This is a genomic window from Achromobacter kerstersii (assembly GCF_902859595.1).
GTDB classification, from domain to species: Bacteria; Pseudomonadota; Gammaproteobacteria; order Burkholderiales; family Burkholderiaceae_B; genus Achromobacter; species Achromobacter kerstersii.
This window is the reverse complement of the sequence record NZ_CADIJQ010000001.1, coordinates 114,298-134,876: the sequence shown is the minus strand read 5'-3', so window position 1 is coordinate 134,876 and position 20,579 is coordinate 114,298. Positions and strand designations below refer to the sequence as shown.

Here is a 20,579-nt window from a genome sequence, read left to right as displayed (position 1 = left end):
GCGATGTCCGCTCCATGCAGCTCAACGACTATTTGCGCTTTTTTGGTGGCAGCTTTTTCTTCGCGCTGGCCACGCTCCTGCCCTTCCTTAACCCGCCCGCCATCGCGCCGATTTTCCTGTCGCTGACCGAAGGCGCATCGTCTTCCACCCGGATGGTGCTGGCCAAGCGCGTCGCCATCAACGTCTGCCTGATGCTGATCGTGGCCATGGTCGCCGGCAACGTGCTGCTCAGCTTCTTCGGCATTTCGCTGTCGATCGTGCGAGTGGGCGGCGGCATGCTGGTGATTGCCAGCGCGTGGCGGCTGGTGAATTCGCCGGATGCCGACACGGAACGCGTGGCGCGCATGGCGGAATCCTTCACCCCCGAAATGGCGAAAGCCCGCGCGTTCTACCCGCTGACGTTCCCGATCAGCTGCGGCCCGGGCTCCATCGCCGCCGCCATCACCGTGGGCGTGTCACTGCGCGACCAGAACCACGTGCTGAGCCTGGTGCGGCTGGGCGGCTCCATCCCCGGCATCATCGTTGTGTCGTTGACGCTGTATATCTGCCTGCGCTTCGCCGCCCAAATGCTGCACCGGCTGGGTGACAACGGCACCGCGGTATTCATGCGGCTGTCGGCGTTCATCATGCTGTGCCTGGGGGTGCAGATCTTCTGGGAAGGCGCGCGCGACCTGATGTTGGGCCTGCTGACGCAAGTGATGCAACCAATTCCAATTCCCAAGGCCTAAGCCTAGCCGGGCGCCCTGCCCGCTCCGACTCATCCCTGACGTAGAACAACAATGACTACCCGCTCTGAACGCCTGCTTCGCCTGATCGCCCTATTCTGTTTTGGCGCTGTGGGTGTGGCCCTGATTTCCCAACACGTTTTCGATATGCCGCCCTGCGCCTGGTGCGTGCTGCAACGCCTGATTTATCTGGTGATTGGCGTGGTGGCCCTGATCGGCGGCTTTGGCGGCGGACGCGCGCTGACCCGTATCGCGGGTGCCTTGGCCGCCCTGCTGTCGCTGTCTGGCGTGGTCGCCGCCTGGTATCAGTACACGGTTGCCGCCAACATGCTGTCTTGCGACCAGACCTTCGCCGACCGCTTCATGACCGGCATCGGCCTGGAAGGCAACGTGCCCTGGGTGTTCGGCATCTTCGCCACCTGCATGGACGCCAAGGTGCCGCTGCTGGGCATCGAGTATGCGTTGTGGAGCCTGGCGCTGTTTGTGGTCCTGTTCCTCATGGCGCTGCCGGTGGTGTTCGGCCGCGGCCGCCCCCAGTAATACCGAGCTTTTGTCTCTTGCTGTGACTCACCCGCTGTGACCGCTTTGAAGTACCTGACCGGCTATCCCGAAAATCTGCTGCTCCAGGCCCAGACGCTGCTTGACCAAGGCAAGCTGGGCCCGGCGCTCAAGTCCCGCTACCCCGACGGCCCGCACGATGTGCGCACCGACCGTGCGCTGTACGAGTACGTGACGGACTTGAAGAACACCTATATGCGCAATGGCGACCTGATCAACAAGGTGGCCTATGACAGCAAGATCCATGTCATTCAGCATGCGCTGGGGCAGCACACCTACATCTCGCGCGTGCAAGGCGGCAAGCTGCGCGCCAAGCACGAGATCCGCGTGGCGACGCTGTTCAAGACGGTGCCGGCCGAGTTTTTGAAGATGATCACCGTGCATGAGCTGGCGCACCTGAAAGAGAAGGATCACAACAAGGCCTTCTACAACCTGTGCCTGCGCATGGAGCCGCACTATCACCAGTACGAGTTCGACTTGCGGCTGTACCTGACGCATCTGGAAGCGACGCGCGAAACGCTGTGGGATACCAAGGGCTGACGGGCGCCGCATTGGCTGGCGCCGCCTAAAAAAGCGCTATATAGAAAGCGCTACATAGAAAGCGCCACGAAAATGCGTGACAAAAAGGCGCGACGAAAAAAATGCCGTCCCAAGGGACGGCATTTTTATTGAGCTTATTCGCGCGACGGATCAGGCGTCGTTGGCGGCGTAGCCCATGTTGAATTGCAGGCCGCTTGCGCCTTCGTCCTGGCCCGGCTCCGCGCGCGACTGACCCAGGCGGGCCAGGTATTCGGCAGTGATGTCGCCCGTGACATACTCGCCGTCGAAGCACGAAGCCTCGAAGCGCGACATCTTGGGGTTCAGGTCACGCACCGATTGCTGCATGTCGGCCAGATCCTGGTAGATCAGCGAGTCAGCGCCGATGGCGCGGGCGATTTCTTCGTCGCTGCGGCCGGTGGCGATCAGTTCCGATTGCGTGGGCATGTCGATGCCGTACACGTTCGGGAAGCGAACCGGAGGCGCGGCGGACGCGAAGTACACCTTGTTGGCGCCAGCAGCGCGCGCCATGTCGACGATTTCACGGCTGGTGGTGCCACGCACGATGGAGTCATCAACCAGCAGCACGTTCTTGCCCTTGAACTCCATGCCGATGGCATTGAGCTTCTGGCGCACGGACTTACGGCGCACCGCTTGGCCCGGCATGATGAACGTGCGGCCCACGTAGCGGTTCTTGATGAGCCCTTCGCGGTAGTCCAGGTTCAGGCGGGCGGCCAGCTGCATGGCGGCCGGACGCGAGGAATCCGGAATCGGCATGACGACGTCGATGTCGCCCAGACGCATGTTGCGCGCCACCTTGTCGGCCAGGTATTCACCCATGCGCAGACGGGCGTCGTAGACCGACACGCCGTCGATCAGCGAGTCCGGACGCGCGAAGTACACGTATTCGAAAATGCACGGCACCAGCTGCGGATTGTCGGCGCACTGGCGGCTGACGAAGCGGCCGTCCAGGTCGACAAACACGGCTTCGCCCGGCTCGACATCGCGCACGAAGACAAAACCGCTGCCTTCCAGCGCCACCGATTCCGAGGCCACCATCCATTCCACGCCTTCATCGGTTTCCATGCGGCCGATACACAACGGGCGGATGCCGTTGGGGTCGCGGAAAGCGAGCAGGCCGTAGCCGGAAATCTGCGCCACGACGGCGTAGGCGCCGCGCACGCGCTTGTGCACGGCCGACACCGCGCGGAAGATCGCGTCATCATCCAGCGACACGCCGTTCGCCGACGATTGCAGTTCGTGCGCAAGCACGTTCAGCAGCACTTCGGAATCGGAATTCGTGTTGATGTGGCGGCGATCGACCCGGTAGAGCGATTCGCGCAGTTCACGCCAGTTCGTCAGGTTGCCGTTGTGGGCGAACATGATGCCGAACGGGGCGTTGACGTAGAACGGCTGGGCCTCTTCTTCGCTGGCGCTGGAGCCCGCGGTGGGATAGCGGACCTGGCCGACGCCAGACGTACCCGGCAACGAACGCATGTTGCGCGTACGGAAAACGTCGCGCACCAGGCCGTGGGCCTTGTACATATTGAATTGGTTGCCTTGCGACGTCGCGATGCCCGCGGCGTCCTGCCCGCGATGCTGCAACAGCAGCAAGCTGTCATAGAGCAGCTGGTTGACCGGCCCGCGCCCGATGACCCCTACGATTCCACACATGGTGAGATTTCCTGGTTGATTTGAAGCTAATCAATACGGCAGCCAAGTCGCCAAAGACGGCGGCAGCCACGTTTTGATATGTTTGATGGCCTCGATGGCCGAATGCGAAAACATGGCGTCCTTCCACCACGGCTCTTGGGGTAGCGGCGTGTAGCCTGCAGCGGCCACCAACGCCAGCACGATCACCAGACCACGGGCCAGCCCGAACATTCCGCCCAGGCCGTGATCGGCGGGGCTGAGTCCGGTACTGCGGATCAAGGCGGCTAGCGTCATGTTGACCAAACCCACACCGAGCAGCACTAGGATGAACACCACGGCGTATGAGACTCCCATGCGCAGCAGCGTCGTTTCAATATAGGGCTCCAGCCACGTATATACCGTGGGGCCCCACCATATCGCGGCCACAAAGGCCAGCAGATAGGCGACCAGCGACAGCACCTCTTTGAGCAGGCCGCGCACCAGGCCCAGCACACCCGAGACCACCAGGATGGCCAGTACGACGAAGTCGAAACCGGTCACTATTGGGCAGCAATGAAACCATTGTCATAGCCCAAGGTGCGCAAACGCGCCTGGGCCGCCTGTGCCGCCTCACGCGAAGGGAACGGCCCCACGCGCAGACGGTACTGCTGTTTGCCTCCAATGGAGGCTTGTTCCACAAATGCATTGGTGACGCCGGCCTGATGCAGCTTGGCGCGGCGCGATTGGGCGTCTTCCGACGTCGTGTAAGCCGCAATCTGCAGCACGAAATTACCCTTGGCGGCGGCGGGCTTGGGGGCCGGCGCGGTGGCGGCCGGCGCCGAACGCCCTTCCAGCAAGGCCAGCGCGCGGGCGCCGTCGTCGGAACGCGTCTCGGGCTTGGGCGTCGGTTTGGGCTCGGGCTTGGATTCCGGCTTGGGTTCGGGCTTGGGCTTGGTTTCCGGCTTGGGCGGCACAAGCGGCGGCGTGACTTGCACGGTCGTCTGCGGCGTCGGGGCCGTTGCCACGGGCGGCACGGACGTGACCGGCGGCGGCGTGGGAACGGCGGAACCTTCCGTGGGCGCAGCATCCGGCGTGGTGGGGGCAGCCGCTTGCGGCTCGCCTACCTGCGGCTGGAACGGCGTGTTGCGATCCGGCACCCGGATGGGAATGTTGTCGGCAACCGGTACGGGCTGCGAATCAAGCACCATGGGAAGAATGATGACAGCCGCCAGCACCAGCGCGACGGCGCCTGCCAACCTGCGCCGCGCGCGCCCGCGCAGCTCCGCAGCCTGAACCTCGCTAGGCACTGCCGCCCGTTTAGAGGACTGCGCCTGGTCGGCAGGATCTTTGCGTTTGAAAAAACCCATGGAAGAGAATTCCTTGCGGCGCCTTTCGGCAATATGGCGGTGGGCCGCCACGAGCCGATTTGCCTATGCCTTGCGACCCAGAGCCTGCAAAACCGAGGCCACGGTGAGAAACGACCCAAACACGACGATTCTATCATTCTCGACCGCCCGTTCGCGCGCTGCGGCGTAGGCCTCGGCGGGATCTTCGAAGGCGGCGATGCTGGGGCTTTCCGCCCCCGCGGGCGACGGCGGCAAGGCGGCGGCAACCTGATCCGCCAGCGCCTGCCCGGACGTTCCGCGCGGGCCCGACAGGCCTGCGCAGTACCAGTGATCAATGCGCGTGCCCATTTTGGCGACGACGCCAGCCAGGTCCTTGTCGTTCAACATGCCGAATACCGCGTGGGTATAGGGATGAAAGCCCATGTTGTCCAGATTCTGCGCCAGCACGGCGGCGGCGTGCGGGTTGTGCGCCACGTCCAGAATCACGGACGGCTGGCCCGGCAGGATCTGGAAGCGGCCCGGCAGCGATGCCTGCAGCAGCCCCAGGCGCACGGCCTGCGCCGGCACCGGCAGGCGATCGCGCACGGACTCCAGCGCGGCCAGCGCGGCCGATGCGTTCAGCAATTGATTGGCGCCGCGCAGGGCCGGATAGGCCAGCGCGCTGCGGCGTTGTTCGCGGCCTCCGAACGCCCATTGCTGGCGGTCGCCGGAATAGTTGAAGTCGCGCCCAAACAACCAGAGGTCGGCGCCGATCTTTTCGACGTAATCCAGCAGCGATTGCGGCGGCACCGGGTCGCTGCAAATAGCGGGACGGCCGGCGCGGTAGATGTGCGCTTTTTCGAAACCGATTTTTTCGCGGGTGTCGCCCAGCCAGTCGGTGTGGTCAAGGTCGACGCTGGTGACGATTGAGCAGTCGGCGTCAACGATGTTGACGGCGTCCAGCCGGCCGCCCAGACCCACTTCCAGCACCACCGCGTCCAGGCGCGATTGCGAGAACAGGCGCAGGATGGCCAGCGTGGTGAATTCGAAGTACGTCAGCGAGACCTCGCCGCGCGCCGCTTCCACCGCCTGGAACTGGGCGATCAGCGCATCATCGGAGGCGATCTGCCCGTTGACGCGGGCGCGTTCGTTGAAATCGATCAGGTGCGGGGAGGTGTACAGCCCCACTTTGTAGCCCGCCGCCAGCAGAATGGCTTCCAGCATGGCACAGGTGGACCCTTTGCCGTTGGTGCCGCCGACAACGAACTTCACGCCGGACAGCTCAAGCCCCATGCGCGTGGCAACCTCGCGCACGCGATCCAGGCCCATGTCGATCGCGGTGGCGTGGATGGATTCCAGATACTGGAGCCAATCAGACAGGGTGGCGGATGCGTCAGGCTGGGAAACAGGGGACATGGCGGGGGTGGAGACGGGGGTCGTGTTGAATCAGCCCCGGATTTTAGCAGTCTGCGCCCGGTGTTTTCCCTAATCCCCTAGGGCGCGACACAGTATCTGCACCGAAAAAGCGCTTGCCGATGTTTTTCTCATACGTGAAAATAAATTTACGTATGAAAATTTAAACGGATGAACATGACGCAGCAAAAAACCCCCAGCTGGCTGGTCCGCGAGGCCGACGTTCCGGGCTACCACCCCGCCAACCACACCGGCACGTTGAACCGCCGGCTGATCGGCCCCGACACCGTCGGCTCGCGCGGCGTGGAAGTGCTGCTGGGCGTGATCGACAAGGGCAAAGGCGCGCTGCCCCATGCTCACCCCGGCATCGAACAGGTCTGTTATCTGTTGTCGGGCACCGCCCGCGCGCAAGTGCAGGACGAATGGGCCGACATGGGCCCCGGCGATTGCTGCTACTTCCCGCCCGACATCCCCCACGTGTTCACCGTGACCAGCGACGAGCCCGCCCGCCTGCTGGTGATCTATACCCCCCCGTATGAAGAATCCCCCGACCGCGTGATCCGGGACTTTCCGGCGCCACCCGCTGCCGCCTGACTCGGCGCAGCAATAGGCAGCGGCCGCAGAGCCGCGCCTGACCCCTTATAAAAAACTGGAGACAACCCCATGCACACGTATCGCCTGCTCGCCGCCGCGCTCGTCAGCGGCGCGGCCTTGATGGCCGCCCCCGCCGCCCACGCCGCCGACTATCCCAACAAACCGATCACGCTGGTCGTGCCCTTCCCGGCCGGCTCCGGCACCGATGCCGTTGGCCGAATCTTTGGACAGGAACTGTCGGCCATCCTGGGCCAAACAATCGTCGTCGAGAACAAGCCCGGCGCCAACGCCACCATCGCCGCCGCCTATGTCGCCCGCGCCAAGCCCGACGGCTACACCTTGTTCGTCACCACCAACACCTCGCACTCGGCCGCGCCCTGGCTGATGAAGAACGTGCCTTATGACCCGGTCAAGGACTTCACCCCGATCGCCCGGGGCGGCAACCTGCCCTTCATCCTGGTTGTGAATCCGAAGCGCCCATGGAAGAACGTCGGCGAGCTAGTGGCCGACGCGAAGAAGAACCCCGGCCGCATCACCTACGCCAGCGGCAACAGCACCGGCATCGTTGCGGGCGCCACGCTGGCCGACCGCGCCAAGATCGACATCCTGCACGTGCCTTACAAGGGCACCCCGCAAGGGCTGACGGATGTGGTCGGCGGACAAGTCGACTTCATGTTCACGGACCTGGCCTCGGGGCTGCCCTTCGTGCAATCGGGCCAGTTGCGCGCCCTGGCCGTATCCACCGCCGAACGCAGCGCCATCGTGCCCGACCTGCCCTCCATGGCCGAAGCGGGCGTGAAGGACTTTGACCTGAACTCCTGGAACGGCTACTTCGGCCCGGCCGGGCTGCCGCCGGAAGTGGTGGCCAAATTGAATGCCGCCATCAATCAGGTGGTGGCCAAACCCGAGGTGAAGAAGCGCCTGGCCGGCCTGGGCTTCGACGCCTTTTCCAGCACGCCCGAGGCCTTTGCGCAGTTCGTCAGCGAACAGCGCGACCTGTGGGGCAAGCTGATCAAAGATGCAGGAATCGAACAGCAATGACAGCAGCCACGCCTGACCAGGCCCGCCACAACACGCCCCCTGCCGCCGGCCCGCTGTCGGGCGTGCGCATCCTGGACCTGAGTTCGGTGGTGATGGGGCCGTACGCCACGCAGATCCTGGCGGACCTGGGGGCCGACGTGATCAAGGTCGAGTCGCCCGCGGGCGACAACATGCGGGCCGTGGGCCCCATGCGCAATCCGGGCATGGGCCACTTGTATCTGCACTTGAACCGCAACAAGCGGTCGATTGTGCTGGACCTGAAAACGCCTGAAGGCCGCGAAGCCTGCCTGCAACTGGCCGAAAGCTGCGACGCCCTGCTCTACAACATCCGGCCGCAAGCGATGGCCCGGCTGGGGCTGTCGTACGAAGCAGTGGCCGCGCGCAATCCGCGCATCGTCTATCTAGGCGCCTATGGCTTTGGCGAGGCCGGCCCTTACGCCGGGCGGCCCGCCTACGATGACCTGATCCAGGGCCAGACCGGCATCGCCGCGCTGTCCGCCCAGCAAAGCGGCGATGTGCCGCGCTACGCGCCCCTGACGTTGGCGGACCGCGCCGTGGGCCTGCACGTGGGCATCGCGCTGGTGTCGGCGGTGCTGCACGCCAAGACCACGGGCCACGGCCAGCAGGTGGAAATTCCCATGTTCGAAGGCATGGCCCATCTGGTGCTGGGCGACCACCTGGGCGGGGCCACGTTCGACCCGCCGATGGGGCCGACGGGTTACGCGCGCCTGCTGGCCCCGCACCGCCGCCCGTATGCCACCGCCGACGGCTATATCTGTCTGCTGATTTACAACGACAAGCACTGGCGCAACTTCTTCAACCTGATCGGCCAGCCCGAACTGGCGCAGGACCCGCGCTTTTGCACGCATGGCGCCCGCGCGGTGCATATCAGCGAGGTCTATGCGTTTGTGGCGGACGTGATCCGCACGCGCCCCAGCCAGGAATGGCTGGACGCGCTGACGCAAGCCGACATCCCCGCCTCGCAGCTCTACACGGTGGACGACCTGCTGGAAGACGAGCACCTGACCGCCACCGGCTTCATCCGAGAAATGGATCACCCCACCGAAGGCCGGATACGCACGACCGCGCCGCTGGGCCAGTTCCAAGGCACGCCGACATCGATACGCCGGCCCGCCCCGACGCTGGGCCAGCACAGCCGCGAAATATTGGCCCAAGCCGGTTACGACGACGCCCGGATCGACACCCTGTTCGCCCGTGGCATTACCCAAGATGGAAACGACTGATGGACTTCGCCTTTACCCCTGACCAATTGGCGCTGCGCGACGCCGTTTCGCGCATCTGTGACCGTTACCCCGACGAATACTGGCTGGAACGCGACCGCGAAGGCGGCTTCCCCGAACCGCTGCACGCTGATCTGGCGCGCGACGGATGGCTGGGCATCGCCATGCCGCAGGAATACGGCGGCGCCGGGCTCGGCATGACCGAAGCGGCGCTGATGATGCAGACCATCGCGGCGTCCGGCGCGGGCTTTACCGGCGCATCCGCCGTACACATGAACATCTTCGGGCTGAACCCCGTCGTGGTGTTCGGCAGCGATGAGCAGCGCGCGCGCTGGCTCGAACCGCTGATCGCCGGCCGCGAAAAGGCCTGCTTCGCCGTCACCGAACCCGATGCCGGCCTGGACACCACCAAGCTGTCAACGCGCGCGGTGCGCCAGGGCGATGGGTACGCCGCAAAATCTGGATCTCGACGGCGCAAGTCGCCAACAAGATGCTGCTGCTGGCGCGCACCACCCCGCTGTCCGAGGTGGATAAACCCACGCAAGGCCTGTCGCTGTTCTATACAGACCTGGACCGCGAGAAGATCGAAGTGCGGGAAATCGAGAAAATGGGCCGCAAAGCCGTGGACTCGAACATGCTGTTCATCGATGGGCTACGCATTCCGGTGGCCGATCGCATCGGCGAAGAAGGCCGCGGTTTTGAATACATCCTGCATGGCCTGAACCCCGAACGCATCCTGATCGCGGCGGAAGCTGTGGGCATCGGCCGCGCCGCGCTGGACCGGGCGGTAAAGTACGCCGGCGAACGCACCGTGTTCGGCCGCCCCATCGGCCAGAACCAGGGCATCCAGCACCCGCTGGCGCAGGCCTGGATGCAGCTGGAAGCGGCGGATCTGATGGTGTTCAAGGCGGCCAGCATGTATGACGCCGGCCAGCCCTGCGGCCCCTACGCCAACACGGCCAAGTACCTGGCGGCCGAAGCCGGCTACAACGCCTGCCAGACGGCGGTGATGACGCTGGGCGGCATGGGCTACGCCAAGGAATACCACGTGGAACGGCTGCTGCGCGAGAGCTTCATCCCCCGCATCGCCCCGGTCAGCCCGCAGCTGATCATGTGCTTCATCGCAGAAAAAGTGCTGGGGCTGCCGAAGTCGTACTAAGGCGCAGGTCGCGGCCCAGGCTCGCGCCCAACCCACCCGAAAGACCGGCAGCCGTTCAGGCCTGCTGTTCCAGGGCGGTGCACGCCGCCCGCAGGATGCGCGCATAGGCTTCCTGCTGCGGCTCGATCCGGTAGATCGGGCCGCCCACGGAAATCGCATAGTGTTCGCCCGACAAGGTGACGGGCCAGGCGATGGCGCCCACATCGGCGATGGATTCCCCGCTATTCATGAACCAGCCCCGTTGGCGTGACCGCAGAAGATCGTCCTGCAACGCCTGCGGCGTGACAAGCGTGCGCTCGTTGTAGCGGGTCATCGTCATGCCAGCCATCATCGCGCCGCGGGCGGCGTCATCCATCAGCGACATCAGCGCCTTGCCCAGCGAATTGGCGTGTACGTCTTTGAACTCGCCGGCAACGGGCGCGTATCGGATGGTATGAGGTGAATCCAGCACATCCAGATAGACCACGCGGCCGTCCTGGGTCAGCTTGGCGAAAACAATCGTTTCGCGGGTAGCGTCCCTTAATTCAAGCAGGCTGGGATAAACGCGATCCAGAACGGGATCTGAGCGAGCAATGCGCTGGGCCATGGCCAAGAGGCGGCCCGTGGGGTAGTAGCCCTGGCGCCGGCCGGTTTCATACAGATAGCCCAGGCTGGTCAGGGTGCGGATCAGGGCCAGGCAGCTGGAGACGGGGACATCCAGAAGACGGGCCAATTCCGACAAGGGCAGCGCGCGTTTTTCGCGGGCAAAGGTTTCGATGATTTCGATGACTCGCAGCGCCGTCTTGACACTCATTGCCCGATCCGAACTATTTAGCACGTGAAACATCTGGCTCGCCGGGGGCTAAAGTTCCCTGCGGATATGCCGTTATGGTAGCTGAGAATTCCCTGAAAACAGCGCGTTCCTCCGAGACGCCCACATCGCCGCTGGAGTGATCATGGCCGTAACCCCCTTAGCCCCCGCTACGTTCGCACCCACCGCGATCGCGCCGGCACCCGTCGTGGCCGATCCGGCCGTGAGCGTGACGCCGACCGTCGCTGCGACCAATAGCGGCGCCTCCGACAGCGCCACGTCGGAACAATCAGACTCGCAGAAGCTGCCTTTGGACAAGGCGCTGGATGAAATCAACGACCAGATGAAAGCCTGGTCGACGCAACTTCAGTTCGAGATTGACCCCAACGTGCACCAAGTCGTGGTTTCGGTCGTGGACGCTGAATCAGGTGACGTTATTCGCACCATCCCCAGCGAAACGGTGCTGAAAATCGCCAAAATGATCGTAAACATGCAAGGCAACGGCATCAAAACAACAGCCTGATACGACCCTTAAAACGGCGTTTATCGCCTGTTTTGGCGCCAATCCGTGAGGGAAGCGCCGAATTAGGCCCGCCTTATGCCCTTACCCGGCCAATCGCCGGCACCGTATTTTTGACAGAATCGCATCGCTAGGAAGGAATTTCACATGGCCACCATCACTAACCTCGGTTCGACCTCCGGTTTGCCCCTGGAAGAGATCCTCACGAAGCTGCAGGCAGCTGAGGATAAACGGCTGAGCATTTACTCCACCCGCCAGGCTAGCTACGAGGCCCGCGTCAGCGCATTCGGCCAAGTGCAAAGCGCCGTCGAAGCGCTGCAAAAGGCTGCCGAGACGCTGGGCAAGACGACCACGCTTGATGCCGTGAAGGCGAGCGTAGTGGGCGACGGCCTGAGCGCCACCGTGGGTACCGATGGTGCGACCGTGGGCGAGTACAGCATCAATGTGAAAAACCTGGCTGCCGCCCAGACGCTGCAATCGGGTGTGGTCGCCGACCGCAAGACCTCCCACGGCGCCTCCGGCTCGTTTGAAATCGAGCTGGCCAACGGCGACAAGCGCACGATCACGCTGGATGACACGTCGCTCAATGGCATTGCAAAAGCCATCAACGCGGATGACGAAGCTGGCGTGCGCGCCACCATCATCACCGACGGCAACGGTGCAAGCTACCTGATGCTGAGCGCCAGAAACACGGGCGAACAAGCCGCGGTGAAGTCCATCACGGTGACGGGTACGCCCGAGCTCAAGGACATCCTGAACTACAACACCGATCCGGCCGACACCAGCGCCAAGCTCACGCAGCAAACGGCGGCGGCCGATGCCGAAATCGAGATCAACGGCATCACGGTCAAGAGCGGCAGCAACAACATTTCGACCGCAATTGACGGCATCACCCTGAACCTCACGGCCAAGACTGAAATTGGCAAATCCGTGACGTTGAAGCTGACCAGCGATACCGCGGTGGCCAGCAAGGCCGTGCAGGACTTCGTCACGGCCTACAACGCACTGCAAAGCACGATCACGAAGCTGACCGCTTTCGACATCACCGCCGAGACCAACCAGGCCTTGACCGGCGACAACACCACGCGCGGCATCCAGTCGTCGATGTCGAATGCATTGCAGGTGTTCACGGGCGGCGATACCGTTCGCTCCATCGCCGACCTGGGCATTTCGACGGACCCTAAGACGGGCCTGCTGAAGCTGGACCAAACCAAGCTGGACAAGGCGCTGACCGGCAACCCCGCCGACGTCAAGCGTCTGCTGACCTCGACGGATGGCCTTGCCTCGAAGTTCGCCGTCGCCACCGGCAACGTGCTTGGCGACAACGGCTCGATCAAGGCCAGCAAAGACGGCCTGGCCAAGTCGATCGAAGATGTGAAGGAACAGCTGGCCCGCGCGACCAGCTCCAGCACCGCCCAAATGGACATCATGCGCGCGCAGTTTGTTGCGCTGGACAAGTTCGTGGCACAACAAACGGTGACGGCCAACTACCTCACCCAGCAATTCGCGGCCCTGGCCAAATCAACGTAATTTTTAGAAGATGCATTAATGACTTACGCCGCCCGCCGCCCCACTGGCTCGCATTCTGTCCGGTCCTACGCCGATATCGGCCTGGAAACGCAGATCCTGGGCGCCAGCCCGGAACGGCTGATCTCTCTGTTGTATCTCGGTGCCCGCGCGGCCATCGGACAGGCACGTATCCATTTGCAGGAAGAGCGGATCACAGAGCGCGGCGCGGCCATCTCGAAGGCGATCAAGATCGTCGACGAAGGCCTGAAGACCGGACTGAACATGGAGGCGGGCGGGGAAATTGCCGCGAACCTTGCTCGCCTCTACGACTACATTGTCCGTACGCTTTTGATGGCAAATCTGAAGGCGGACGCCGATCAGCTTGAAATTGCCGATCGCCTGTTGGCGGACTTGGCCGACGCTTGGCAGACATCCATTGACCGCCCTGCCGGCGGTATGCAGCCTTGATGGCACGGCGCAAACCATCCCAGCCCGCCAGCAAACGCCCGAGATTTCCATGACGTCCCTTACCCAGCCCACCACCCCCATCCTGGAACGCTACCAGGAAATTGCTCTCATCACGAGCGACATGCTCGCGGCCGCCCAGGCGGGCGACTGGGATGCCGCGATGGTCCACGGGCAACAATACTGCGAACAGGTCGAGCGCCTTCGGCTCACCGAACGCACCCATCCCCTGGATGACGCCGCGCGCGCCATGAAGTACGACCTGCTCGTCCGCATTCTCGAAAACGATGCGTTGACACGGGACCTGGCTCTGCCCCAATTGGCTCGGCTTGGCGAACTGCTGGGCCGCATGAAGCGCCAGCAGACCCTGCTGTCCGCCTACGGCAACCGAGCGCCTGAAGAATGAGCGTAGGTCCCGCCGCACTCGGTAACGTCCTGGTGCAGCGGTTGGACGCCGTGCTTGGCACGACGATGTCCGCCGCCAACGCCAACCAGGTCTCAGGGGCACGGCCAGACGCCGTCAGCCAGCCCGGCAACCTTGAAAAGCCGGGTTCCGCGGACGGCTCCGCCCGCGACCCTAGGCAAGGCATTCAAACTGGCGGCGCCCGAGGCGACCGCCAGAATACTGTTGTCGACGCGAAGACCGCTGCCGCGCTGGCGCTCGCGGCGCGTGGCCTCGTCACCAGCAGCGACACTACGGCCTCTGCCCCGACAACGCTCGGCACAACCGCCCGCACGATTCTCGCGCTGCTAGCCCAGTACCCGGAAGCTGCGCCTGCAGTCCAGGGGCGCGCACCGCTTTGGAACGCCAATGGCGCGCCGGGCCAGCCGGCGGAACAGCCAGGCCAGCCTGGCCAAGCCACTACCGCCGGCCAGCCGCCCGCGAACACGACGGCAGCGCAGGCCGCCGCGCCGATGGCGGGCGCGGCCACCACAGCTGCTGCTGCCGCAGCGACGGCTGCAGCAACCACGGCTGCAGCAACCACGACTGCAGCGGCGACGGCCAAAGCTGGCCAACCCGGCGCTCCCACCGACGCTGCGCGCGGCGCCGATGCCACGACGCATGCCTCGCTGGCAGCCAGCGGACCGTCCGCCCGGCTGCTGGGCCAGGCGCTACGCCAAGCCCTGCAAACGAGCGGCCTGTTTTATGAATCGCATCTGACAGACATGGTGTTTGGCCGAACCAACCCGTCGTCGCTGCAGAACGAGCCGCAAGCCAAGCTGACCAAGGATGCCGCAGCCCAAAATACGGCAGCGCCGCGTGGCCGGGCGGATTCCGCTACCGCCGGGCGCGCGGGTGGCGGCGCCGATGCGCCGTCCGGCACGGGTTCCTCTGCCACGTCGGCTCCAGGCGGCCCGGTTGCCGGCATTCACCAGGACTTGACCGTTCTGGTGCGACAGCAACTCGATGTCCTGGCCAACCAGTCCCTGACCTGGCAAGGCGAAGCCTGGCCCGGCACGCCGATGGAATGGGAAGTGGAACGCGACCCTTATGGCGGCGACCCTGATTCCGCCACGCCCACCTGGGCCACGCGCCTGAAGCTGGACCTGCCCCGCCTGGGTCTGGTCGACGCCCGGCTGAACCTGGCGGGCGATCAGATCGTGCTGCAATTGGTTGCGCCGCTTGCCGCCGGTGAAATCAATGATGCGTCAGATCAGTTGCGCTCGCGCCTCTTGGCGGCCGGCCTGACCCTGAGCAATCTGGCGGTCAGCGTGACCGACCCGCGCCCCGTCATCCCGGCCGATTTCTGATGAGCACCCGCAGCCCCTCCCCGGACGACGGCCTGGACGTGAACCCCAACGCGAATCCCAACGCCAACCGCAACGCCGCGGTCGCCATTTCCTATGACGACAAGGACGGCGCGCCGCGCGTGGTCGCCAAGGGTTACGGCCAGCTGGCGGACACCATCGTCCGCGCCGCCGAAGAAAATGGCCTTTATGTGCACGAATCCCGCGAATTGGTGGGCTTGCTCATGCAAGTCGACCTGGATGCACATATTCCCCCCCAACTGTACGTAGCAGTGGCAGAATTGCTGGCCTGGCTGTATCGCCTGGAATCGCGCGAGCTTCCCGACGCGCCGCCACCTGCCTGATCTCACTCTCTAAGGACCACCATCGTGTTGGATGCCAGCGACCCGGAATTCCTGCTGACCCGGCCGGAAGACATGCGCTCAGCCCTGTTTGAACTGACGCACCCCGACAGTCACATCCTCGTACGCGACGCCGCCGACCGCGAAATGGCCGTGCTGGTGCTGGGTGCGGACAAGCAGACCCGCCAATTCTTCTGGCGCCCGCGCGACTATGCCGGCGCCGACTTCGAACAGTCGGACAACATGGGGTTGCTAAGCGGCACCACGTTCCACTTCCATGCCACCGCCTACGGCGGCGTGCAGATCCGCTTTCGCGTGCAGCGCCCGGAAGTCATTCATTTCGATGACGGCAGCGCGGCGCTCATGTCGCCCTTCCCCGACCGCCTGGCCCGCATCCAGCGCCGCAAGATGTTCCGCGCCTCGCTGGCGACCGGCGGCGGCCTGTGCCAGGCATCCTGGCAGCCGGACCCCAAGCAAAAGCCCTACCGCTTCACCGTGCGCGACATCTCCGTCGACGGTGTGGGCCTGCGCGTGGAACTTGCGGTGCCCACCCTGCCGGAACGCGGCACGGTGATGGAAGACGTGCAGCTGGATTTCGGCGACCTGGGCAAATTCAACGCCAACCTTGAAGTGCGCAATGTCTATCCGATTTCAGGCCAGCCGATGATCCAGCCTGACAGCCCGGACGAACCGGCGCCCAAGCACGTATCGCTGACCGGCGAACCGCCGATGAGCCACATGGGCGCCGTGTTTCTGAATCTGGATGCGCGCCAGGAAAACTGGCTGCAGAAAGTGGTGTGGCGCCTGGAAAAAGGCGCGCAGCGCGATTGATGTGCAAAGGGCCTTTCCACTGGAAAGGCCCTTTTTCAATGGCCCGCGTAGCGGACCAGGATCGATGCCTTAAACGGCCATCGACGAGATTTCCTTGTAGGCCGCAACCAGCTTGTTGCGCACCTGCACCGCCGTTTGAAAGCCAAGGCTGGCTTTCTGCATGTCGATGATGACATCGTTCAACGAAATGTCGGGAGCGCCCATTTCAAAGGCGCGAGCCTGCGCCGACGACGCGTTCTGTGCCGACGTCACGCGGCGGATCGAGCGCTGCAACTCGGCGGCGAAACCGTCGGGCTGACCGACCATTTCCCCTGCGGCGAGATTGCCGGTTTCCGCCTTGCTCACGACGGTGCGCATCTGCTGGAGCATGCTTTCGATGCCGGACAAGCCTGATACAGCCATTACTGATTCCTTGCTGGTGGGGCATGACGCCAATGTTGCGCAAAGCGTAACGCCGTTCGCGCAAGTCCATAGCCGATAAAAACCGCCAAAAACCCCGACATTTCCACGAATGCCGCCGCCCCTGCAGAACAGCATGGCGGCCAAGCCCGCTTTGGTGTCGACATAGAAGATAAGTAACGCCAAAAACCCGCTGTTTTCATCGATTGGGATTGTCGTACCAACGGCAATAATCCAGGCTCTCCCCAGACCAGAAGCACGTTGCATGTGTAATCTGCCCCACCAAGACATGAAGTCATTTTCCCTGCTCCGCGTAGCCAGCGGGAGCCGTCGATGAATCAGCAAGCCACTCTGAGCTCGTCGCTGCTCGCGAAGTTCCCCGTGCTGGAAAAGGTTCGCGCACTGCCCAAGCCCATTTTGCTGGGCGCGGCCGCTGCCATCGTTGCGCTGATCGCCGCGGCGGTAATGTGGAGCAGCGAACCCAAGTACAAGGTGCTGTTCTCGAACCTGGACGACCGCGATGGCGGCGCCATCGTGACGGCCCTGGGCACAATGAACGTCCCCTACCGCTACAACGAAACCGGCACCGCGCTGCTCGTTCCGGCCGACCGCGTCTATGACGCCCGGCTGCAACTGGCTTCGCAAGGGTTGCCGCGCGGCGGTTCGGTCGGCTTCGAGCTGATGGACAACGCCCGCTTTGGCGCCAGCCAGTTCGCGGAACAGATCAACTATCAGCGCGGCCTGGAAGGCGAGCTGGCGCGTTCGATCGAAGCCATGCACACGGTGCAACACGCCCGCGTCCACCTGGCCATGCCGCGCCAGTCGCTGTTCGTGCGTGAACGCCAGGCGCCCACCGCGTCGGTGCTGCTGAACGTGTACCCCGGCCGCAGCCTGAGCGACTCCCAGGTGTCTGCGATTTCCTGGCTGGTGGCCTCCAGCGTGCCCGAACTGACCGCCGAAAGCGTGTCGATCGTTGACCAGAACGGCCGCCTGCTGTCGGCGCCGGCTGGCGAAGGCCGCGGCATGGATGCTGACCAGATGCGCTACGTGCGCGAGATGGAACAGCGCACCGTTGAACGCATCCTGACGATCTTGAATCCGCTGGTTGGCCCGGGCAACGTCCACGCCCAAGCCAGCGCCGACATGGACTTCGCCCGCCGCGAAGAAACGTCCGAGGTCTATCGTCCGAACCAGGAACCTGGCCAGTCCGCGGTGCGCAGCCAGCAAACCAGCGACTCCACCCAGCGCGGCATCAACCCCGCTCAAGGCGTGCCGGGCGCGCTGTCGAACCAGGCGCCTCCGAATGCGCAAGCGCCGCTGGCCAACCCGCCCGCGCAGCAGCCGCCCCGCCCGGGCCAGCCGCAGCAGCCGGCCAATGCCCAGCAGCAACAGCAACAACAGCAGCAGACCGGCACCCAAAACGCCGGTGGCAGCCTGAACGAACGCCGCGACGCCACGACGAACTACGAAGTGGACCGCACGATCAGCCACATCAAGCAGCCGGTGGGCAACCTGAAGCGCCTGTCGGTGGCCGTGGTGGTGAATTACATCCGCGACAAGGACGGCGAGCCGCAAGCCCTGCCGCCCGAAGAACTGAGCAAGCTGACCAATCTGGTGCGCGAAGCCATGGGCTATTCGGAAACGCGTGGCGACTCGCTGAACCTGGTCAACAGCCAGTTCAACGATGGCCCGCCGCCGGTGCCGATGTGGCGTGATCCGGAAATGATCGCCCTGTTCAAGACGATTCTGGCTTGGCTGGTGGGTCTGGTGATTGCGCTGTGGCTGTACCGCAAGGTCCGCCGTTCGGTCACCGAATACCTGTACCCGGTGGTTGATCCGGAAGTGGCTGAAGCCGAGCGCGTTGAAGCTGCCCGTGAAGCACAAGACGCCGCCCGCGCCAAGGAAACGAACCGCTACGAAGACAACCTGGAACGTGCCCGCACGATGGCTAATAAAGATCCGCGCGCCGTCGCGATGGTTCTGCGCACCTGGATGAGCAAAGATGACAAATGATTCCACTCCGATGGACGGCATGACGCGCAGCGCCGTCCTGATGATGTCGCTGGGCGAAGACGCCGCGGCCGAGGTCTTCAAATACCTCAGCGCCCGTGAAGTGCAGCAGGTCGGCGGGGCCATGGCCAGCTTGAAGCAGGTCACCCGCAACGACGTGGCCGTGGTGCTGGAAGAATTCCGCCAGGAAGCCGACCAGTTCATGGCCGTCACGCTGGGTTCGGACGACTACATCCGCAGCGTGCTGACCAAGGCGCTGGGCAGCGACCGCGCGGCCGGCCTGATCGAAGACATTCTGGAAGCCGGCGACAGCGGCAGCGGCATCGATGCGCTGAACTGGCTGGACCCCAACACCGTGGCCGAACTCATCGGCGACGAACACCCGCAGATCATCGCAACGATCCTGGTGCACCTGGAGCGCGACCGCGCGGCCGGCGTGCTGGCGCTGCTGACCGACCGCCTGCGCAACGACGTCATGCTGCGTATCGCCACCTTCGGCGGCGTGCAGCCGGCAGCCTTGTCCGAACTGACCGAAGTGTTGAATTCCGTGCTGGCTGGCCAGGGCGCCAAGCGCAGCAAGATGGGCGGCGTGCGTACCGCGGCCGAGATCCTGAACATGATGAATTCCTCGGACGAGGAAACCGTTGTGGCCAGCCTGCGCGAACGCGACAACGACCTGGCGCAGAAGATCATCGACGAGATGTTCGTGTTCGACAACCTGCTCGACGTCGAAGACCGCGCCATCCAGCTCATCCTCAAGGAAATCGACAACGACACGCTCATGGTTGCGCTCAAGGGCGCCCAGGAAGAGCTGCGTGCGAAGTTCCTGCGCAACATGTCCAGCCGCGCCGCCGAAATGCTGCGCGAGGACCTGGAAGCGCAAGGCCCGATCCGCATGTCGAAGGTCGAAGCCGAACAGAAGAAGATTCTGCAGATCGCCCGCCGCCTGGCCGAAAGCGGCCAGATCGTGCTGGGCAACTCCGGAGACGACGCGTATGTCTGAAGCGGACAACGGCGCGACGACGCTCATCTCGCGCAGCGCCGCCTGGCGGCGCTGGCAGATGCTGTCGTTCAACGAGCCGGCGACCGTCGAAGTCGAGCCCGAACCGGAACCCGATCCGGGCCCGGACCCGGCTGTGGTGATGGCGCAACTGCGCGCCCAGGCCATGGCCGAAGGGCGCGAGGAAGGCTACGCGCAAGGCCATGCGGCCGGCGCCGAAGCCGGGCAGCAGACCGGCCACGAAGCGGGTTTTGCCGCGGGCCGCGAAGCCGGTTACGCCGAGGGCCTGGCCCAGGCGCGCGAACAAGGCGCGGCAGAAGCGCAGCGGTTGCATGCGCTGGTTCAAGCCTGCGCCACATCGCTGGGCTCGTTGGAAGAAAAAATGGGCCAAAGCCTGCTGACGCTGGCGCTGGACATTGCGCAGCAGGTCGTGCGCACCACCCTGTCGGAACAACCCGAGACGGTGGCCGCCGCCGTGCGCGACGTGCTGCACATCAACCCGTCCGCGGGCGGCCAGATGCGCTTGTGGGCCAACCCCGAAGACATCGAGCTGATCCGCCTGCACCTGGCCGACGAATTGAAAGAAGGCCATTGGCGCGTGCTGGCCGATGAGTCCATTGCACGCGGCGGTTGCCGCGCCGAGACGCCGTTCGGCGATATCGACGCCACGCTGCAAACCCGGTGGCGCCGCGTCGCGGCGTCGTTGGGCCGCAACGTGTCGTGGGAGGACCCGGCGTGAA

The 20,579-nt window shown here is 64.3% G+C and carries 22 protein-coding genes and 1 pseudogene; 17 read left to right on the top strand and 6 right to left on the bottom strand.

Translation table 11 applies throughout. From position 1 onward, the window contains the following. Positions 1–14: 14 nt before the first annotated feature. Genes HV765_RS00610 through HV765_RS00600 form a run of 3 tightly spaced genes read left to right on the top strand, consistent with a single transcriptional unit; the run spans position 15 to position 1,823 of the window. Entirely contained in the window at positions 15–728 is a 714-nt protein-coding gene (locus tag HV765_RS00610; protein WP_054425872.1) for a MarC family protein, read from the top strand. A 51-nt stretch (positions 729–779) separates the two neighbouring features. Continuing rightward, positions 780–1,265, top strand: a complete 486-nt coding sequence (locus HV765_RS00605; RefSeq protein WP_175168437.1) for a disulfide bond formation protein B — start codon at positions 780–782, stop codon at positions 1,263–1,265. A 36-nt stretch (positions 1,266–1,301) separates the two neighbouring features. After that, positions 1,302–1,823, top strand: a complete 522-nt coding sequence (locus tag HV765_RS00600) for a M48 metallopeptidase family protein (protein WP_054425876.1) — start codon at positions 1,302–1,304, stop codon at positions 1,821–1,823. Positions 1,824–1,973: 150 nt separating this feature from the next. On the opposite strand, the gene purF is transcribed toward HV765_RS00600, so the two are convergent. From purF to folC, 4 genes are all read right to left on the bottom strand, one after another. Then, positions 1,974–3,494, bottom strand: coding sequence for an amidophosphoribosyltransferase (purF, locus tag HV765_RS00595; RefSeq protein ID WP_054425878.1), 1,521 nt, complete (start codon positions 3,492–3,494; stop codon positions 1,974–1,976). A gap of 30 nt (positions 3,495–3,524) precedes the next feature. Continuing rightward, positions 3,525–4,013 carry a CvpA family protein gene (locus tag HV765_RS00590; protein WP_050446568.1) on the bottom strand — a complete coding sequence of 163 codons (489 nt, stop codon included), beginning with the start codon at positions 4,011–4,013 and terminating at the stop codon, positions 3,525–3,527. Next, positions 4,013–4,819 (bottom strand): SPOR domain-containing protein, encoded by an 807-nt coding sequence (locus tag HV765_RS00585; protein WP_175168436.1) that lies wholly within the window; start codon positions 4,817–4,819, stop codon positions 4,013–4,015. The genes HV765_RS00590 and HV765_RS00585 overlap by 1 nt, the downstream gene beginning before the upstream one ends. 63 nt (positions 4,820–4,882) lie before the next feature. Next, on the bottom strand, positions 4,883–6,193 hold the full coding sequence (gene folC / locus HV765_RS00580) for a bifunctional tetrahydrofolate synthase/dihydrofolate synthase (RefSeq protein WP_175168435.1): 1,311 nt from the start codon (positions 6,191–6,193) through the stop codon (positions 4,883–4,885). 174 nt (positions 6,194–6,367) lie between these two features. Between folC and HV765_RS00575 the strand changes: the two genes are divergently transcribed. The 4 genes and pseudogenes from HV765_RS00575 to HV765_RS00560 all read left to right on the top strand — a co-directional run bounded on the left by HV765_RS00575 (position 6,368) and on the right by HV765_RS00560 (position 10,225). After that, the gene (locus HV765_RS00575) at positions 6,368–6,784 is read left to right on the top strand and encodes a cupin domain-containing protein (protein ID WP_054426340.1); all 417 of its coding nucleotides are present in this window, start codon (positions 6,368–6,370) and stop codon (positions 6,782–6,784) included. Positions 6,785–6,853: 69 nt separating this feature from the next. Continuing rightward, complete coding sequence (locus tag HV765_RS00570) at positions 6,854–7,825, top strand: Bug family tripartite tricarboxylate transporter substrate binding protein (protein ID WP_054425884.1); 972 nt, start codon at positions 6,854–6,856, stop codon at positions 7,823–7,825. Further along, positions 7,822–9,069 (top strand): CaiB/BaiF CoA transferase family protein, encoded by a 1,248-nt coding sequence (locus tag HV765_RS00565; RefSeq protein WP_054425885.1) that lies wholly within the window; start codon positions 7,822–7,824, stop codon positions 9,067–9,069. Before HV765_RS00570 ends, HV765_RS00565 begins: the two co-directional genes overlap by 4 nt. Beyond that, positions 9,069–10,225, top strand: a pseudogene (locus HV765_RS00560) (acyl-CoA dehydrogenase family protein). Before HV765_RS00565 ends, HV765_RS00560 begins: the two are co-directional and overlap by 1 nt. A gap of 55 nt (positions 10,226–10,280) precedes the next feature. Here HV765_RS00560 and HV765_RS00555 read toward each other — a convergent pair. Beyond that, positions 10,281–11,018 carry an IclR family transcriptional regulator gene (locus HV765_RS00555; RefSeq protein WP_054425889.1) on the bottom strand — a complete coding sequence of 246 codons (738 nt, stop codon included), beginning with the start codon at positions 11,016–11,018 and terminating at the stop codon, positions 10,281–10,283. A gap of 142 nt (positions 11,019–11,160) precedes the next feature. On the opposite strand from HV765_RS00555, the gene HV765_RS00550 reads away from it, so the two are divergent. The 7 genes from HV765_RS00550 to HV765_RS00520 all read left to right on the top strand — a co-directional run bounded on the left by HV765_RS00550 (position 11,161) and on the right by HV765_RS00520 (position 16,430). Further along, positions 11,161–11,538 carry a flagellar protein FlaG gene (locus HV765_RS00550; RefSeq protein ID WP_054425891.1) on the top strand — a complete coding sequence of 126 codons (378 nt, stop codon included), beginning with the start codon at positions 11,161–11,163 and terminating at the stop codon, positions 11,536–11,538. A gap of 144 nt (positions 11,539–11,682) precedes the next feature. Next, positions 11,683–13,065 (top strand): flagellar filament capping protein FliD, encoded by a 1,383-nt coding sequence (gene fliD / locus HV765_RS00545; protein WP_054425893.1) that lies wholly within the window; start codon positions 11,683–11,685, stop codon positions 13,063–13,065. 18 nt (positions 13,066–13,083) lie between these two features. Beyond that, complete coding sequence (fliS, locus tag HV765_RS00540; RefSeq protein ID WP_175168434.1) at positions 13,084–13,512, top strand: flagellar export chaperone FliS; 429 nt, start codon at positions 13,084–13,086, stop codon at positions 13,510–13,512. A gap of 49 nt (positions 13,513–13,561) precedes the next feature. Beyond that, complete coding sequence (locus HV765_RS00535; protein WP_054426342.1) at positions 13,562–13,915, top strand: flagellar protein FliT; 354 nt, start codon at positions 13,562–13,564, stop codon at positions 13,913–13,915. Continuing rightward, entirely contained in the window at positions 13,912–15,261 is a 1,350-nt protein-coding gene (fliK, locus tag HV765_RS00530) for a flagellar hook-length control protein FliK (RefSeq protein WP_175168433.1), read from the top strand. The genes HV765_RS00535 and fliK overlap by 4 nt, the downstream gene beginning before the upstream one ends. Beyond that, positions 15,261–15,602, top strand: coding sequence for an EscU/YscU/HrcU family type III secretion system export apparatus switch protein (locus tag HV765_RS00525; RefSeq protein WP_054425899.1), 342 nt, complete (start codon positions 15,261–15,263; stop codon positions 15,600–15,602). Before fliK ends, HV765_RS00525 begins: the two co-directional genes overlap by 1 nt. A 24-nt stretch (positions 15,603–15,626) precedes the next feature. Further along, on the top strand, positions 15,627–16,430 hold the full coding sequence (locus HV765_RS00520; protein WP_054425901.1) for a flagellar brake protein: 804 nt from the start codon (positions 15,627–15,629) through the stop codon (positions 16,428–16,430). A 69-nt stretch (positions 16,431–16,499) separates the two neighbouring features. On the opposite strand, the gene fliE is transcribed toward HV765_RS00520, so the two are convergent. Continuing rightward, positions 16,500–16,832, bottom strand: coding sequence for a flagellar hook-basal body complex protein FliE (fliE, locus tag HV765_RS00515; protein WP_054425903.1), 333 nt, complete (start codon positions 16,830–16,832; stop codon positions 16,500–16,502). Between the two features lie 330 nt (positions 16,833–17,162). Between fliE and fliF the strand changes: the two genes are divergently transcribed. The 3 genes from fliF to fliH are packed head-to-tail and all read left to right on the top strand — an operon-like array spanning position 17,163 to position 20,578. Continuing rightward, positions 17,163–18,842, top strand: coding sequence for a flagellar basal-body MS-ring/collar protein FliF (gene fliF / locus HV765_RS00510; RefSeq protein WP_054425905.1), 1,680 nt, complete (start codon positions 17,163–17,165; stop codon positions 18,840–18,842). Continuing rightward, positions 18,832–19,842, top strand: coding sequence for a flagellar motor switch protein FliG (gene fliG / locus HV765_RS00505; RefSeq protein WP_054425907.1), 1,011 nt, complete (start codon positions 18,832–18,834; stop codon positions 19,840–19,842). The genes fliF and fliG overlap by 11 nt, the downstream gene beginning before the upstream one ends. Continuing rightward, complete coding sequence (gene fliH, locus HV765_RS00500) at positions 19,835–20,578, top strand: flagellar assembly protein FliH (RefSeq protein ID WP_175168432.1); 744 nt, start codon at positions 19,835–19,837, stop codon at positions 20,576–20,578. Before fliG ends, fliH begins: the two co-directional genes overlap by 8 nt. The last annotated feature ends 1 nt before the right edge of the window (position 20,579 follow it).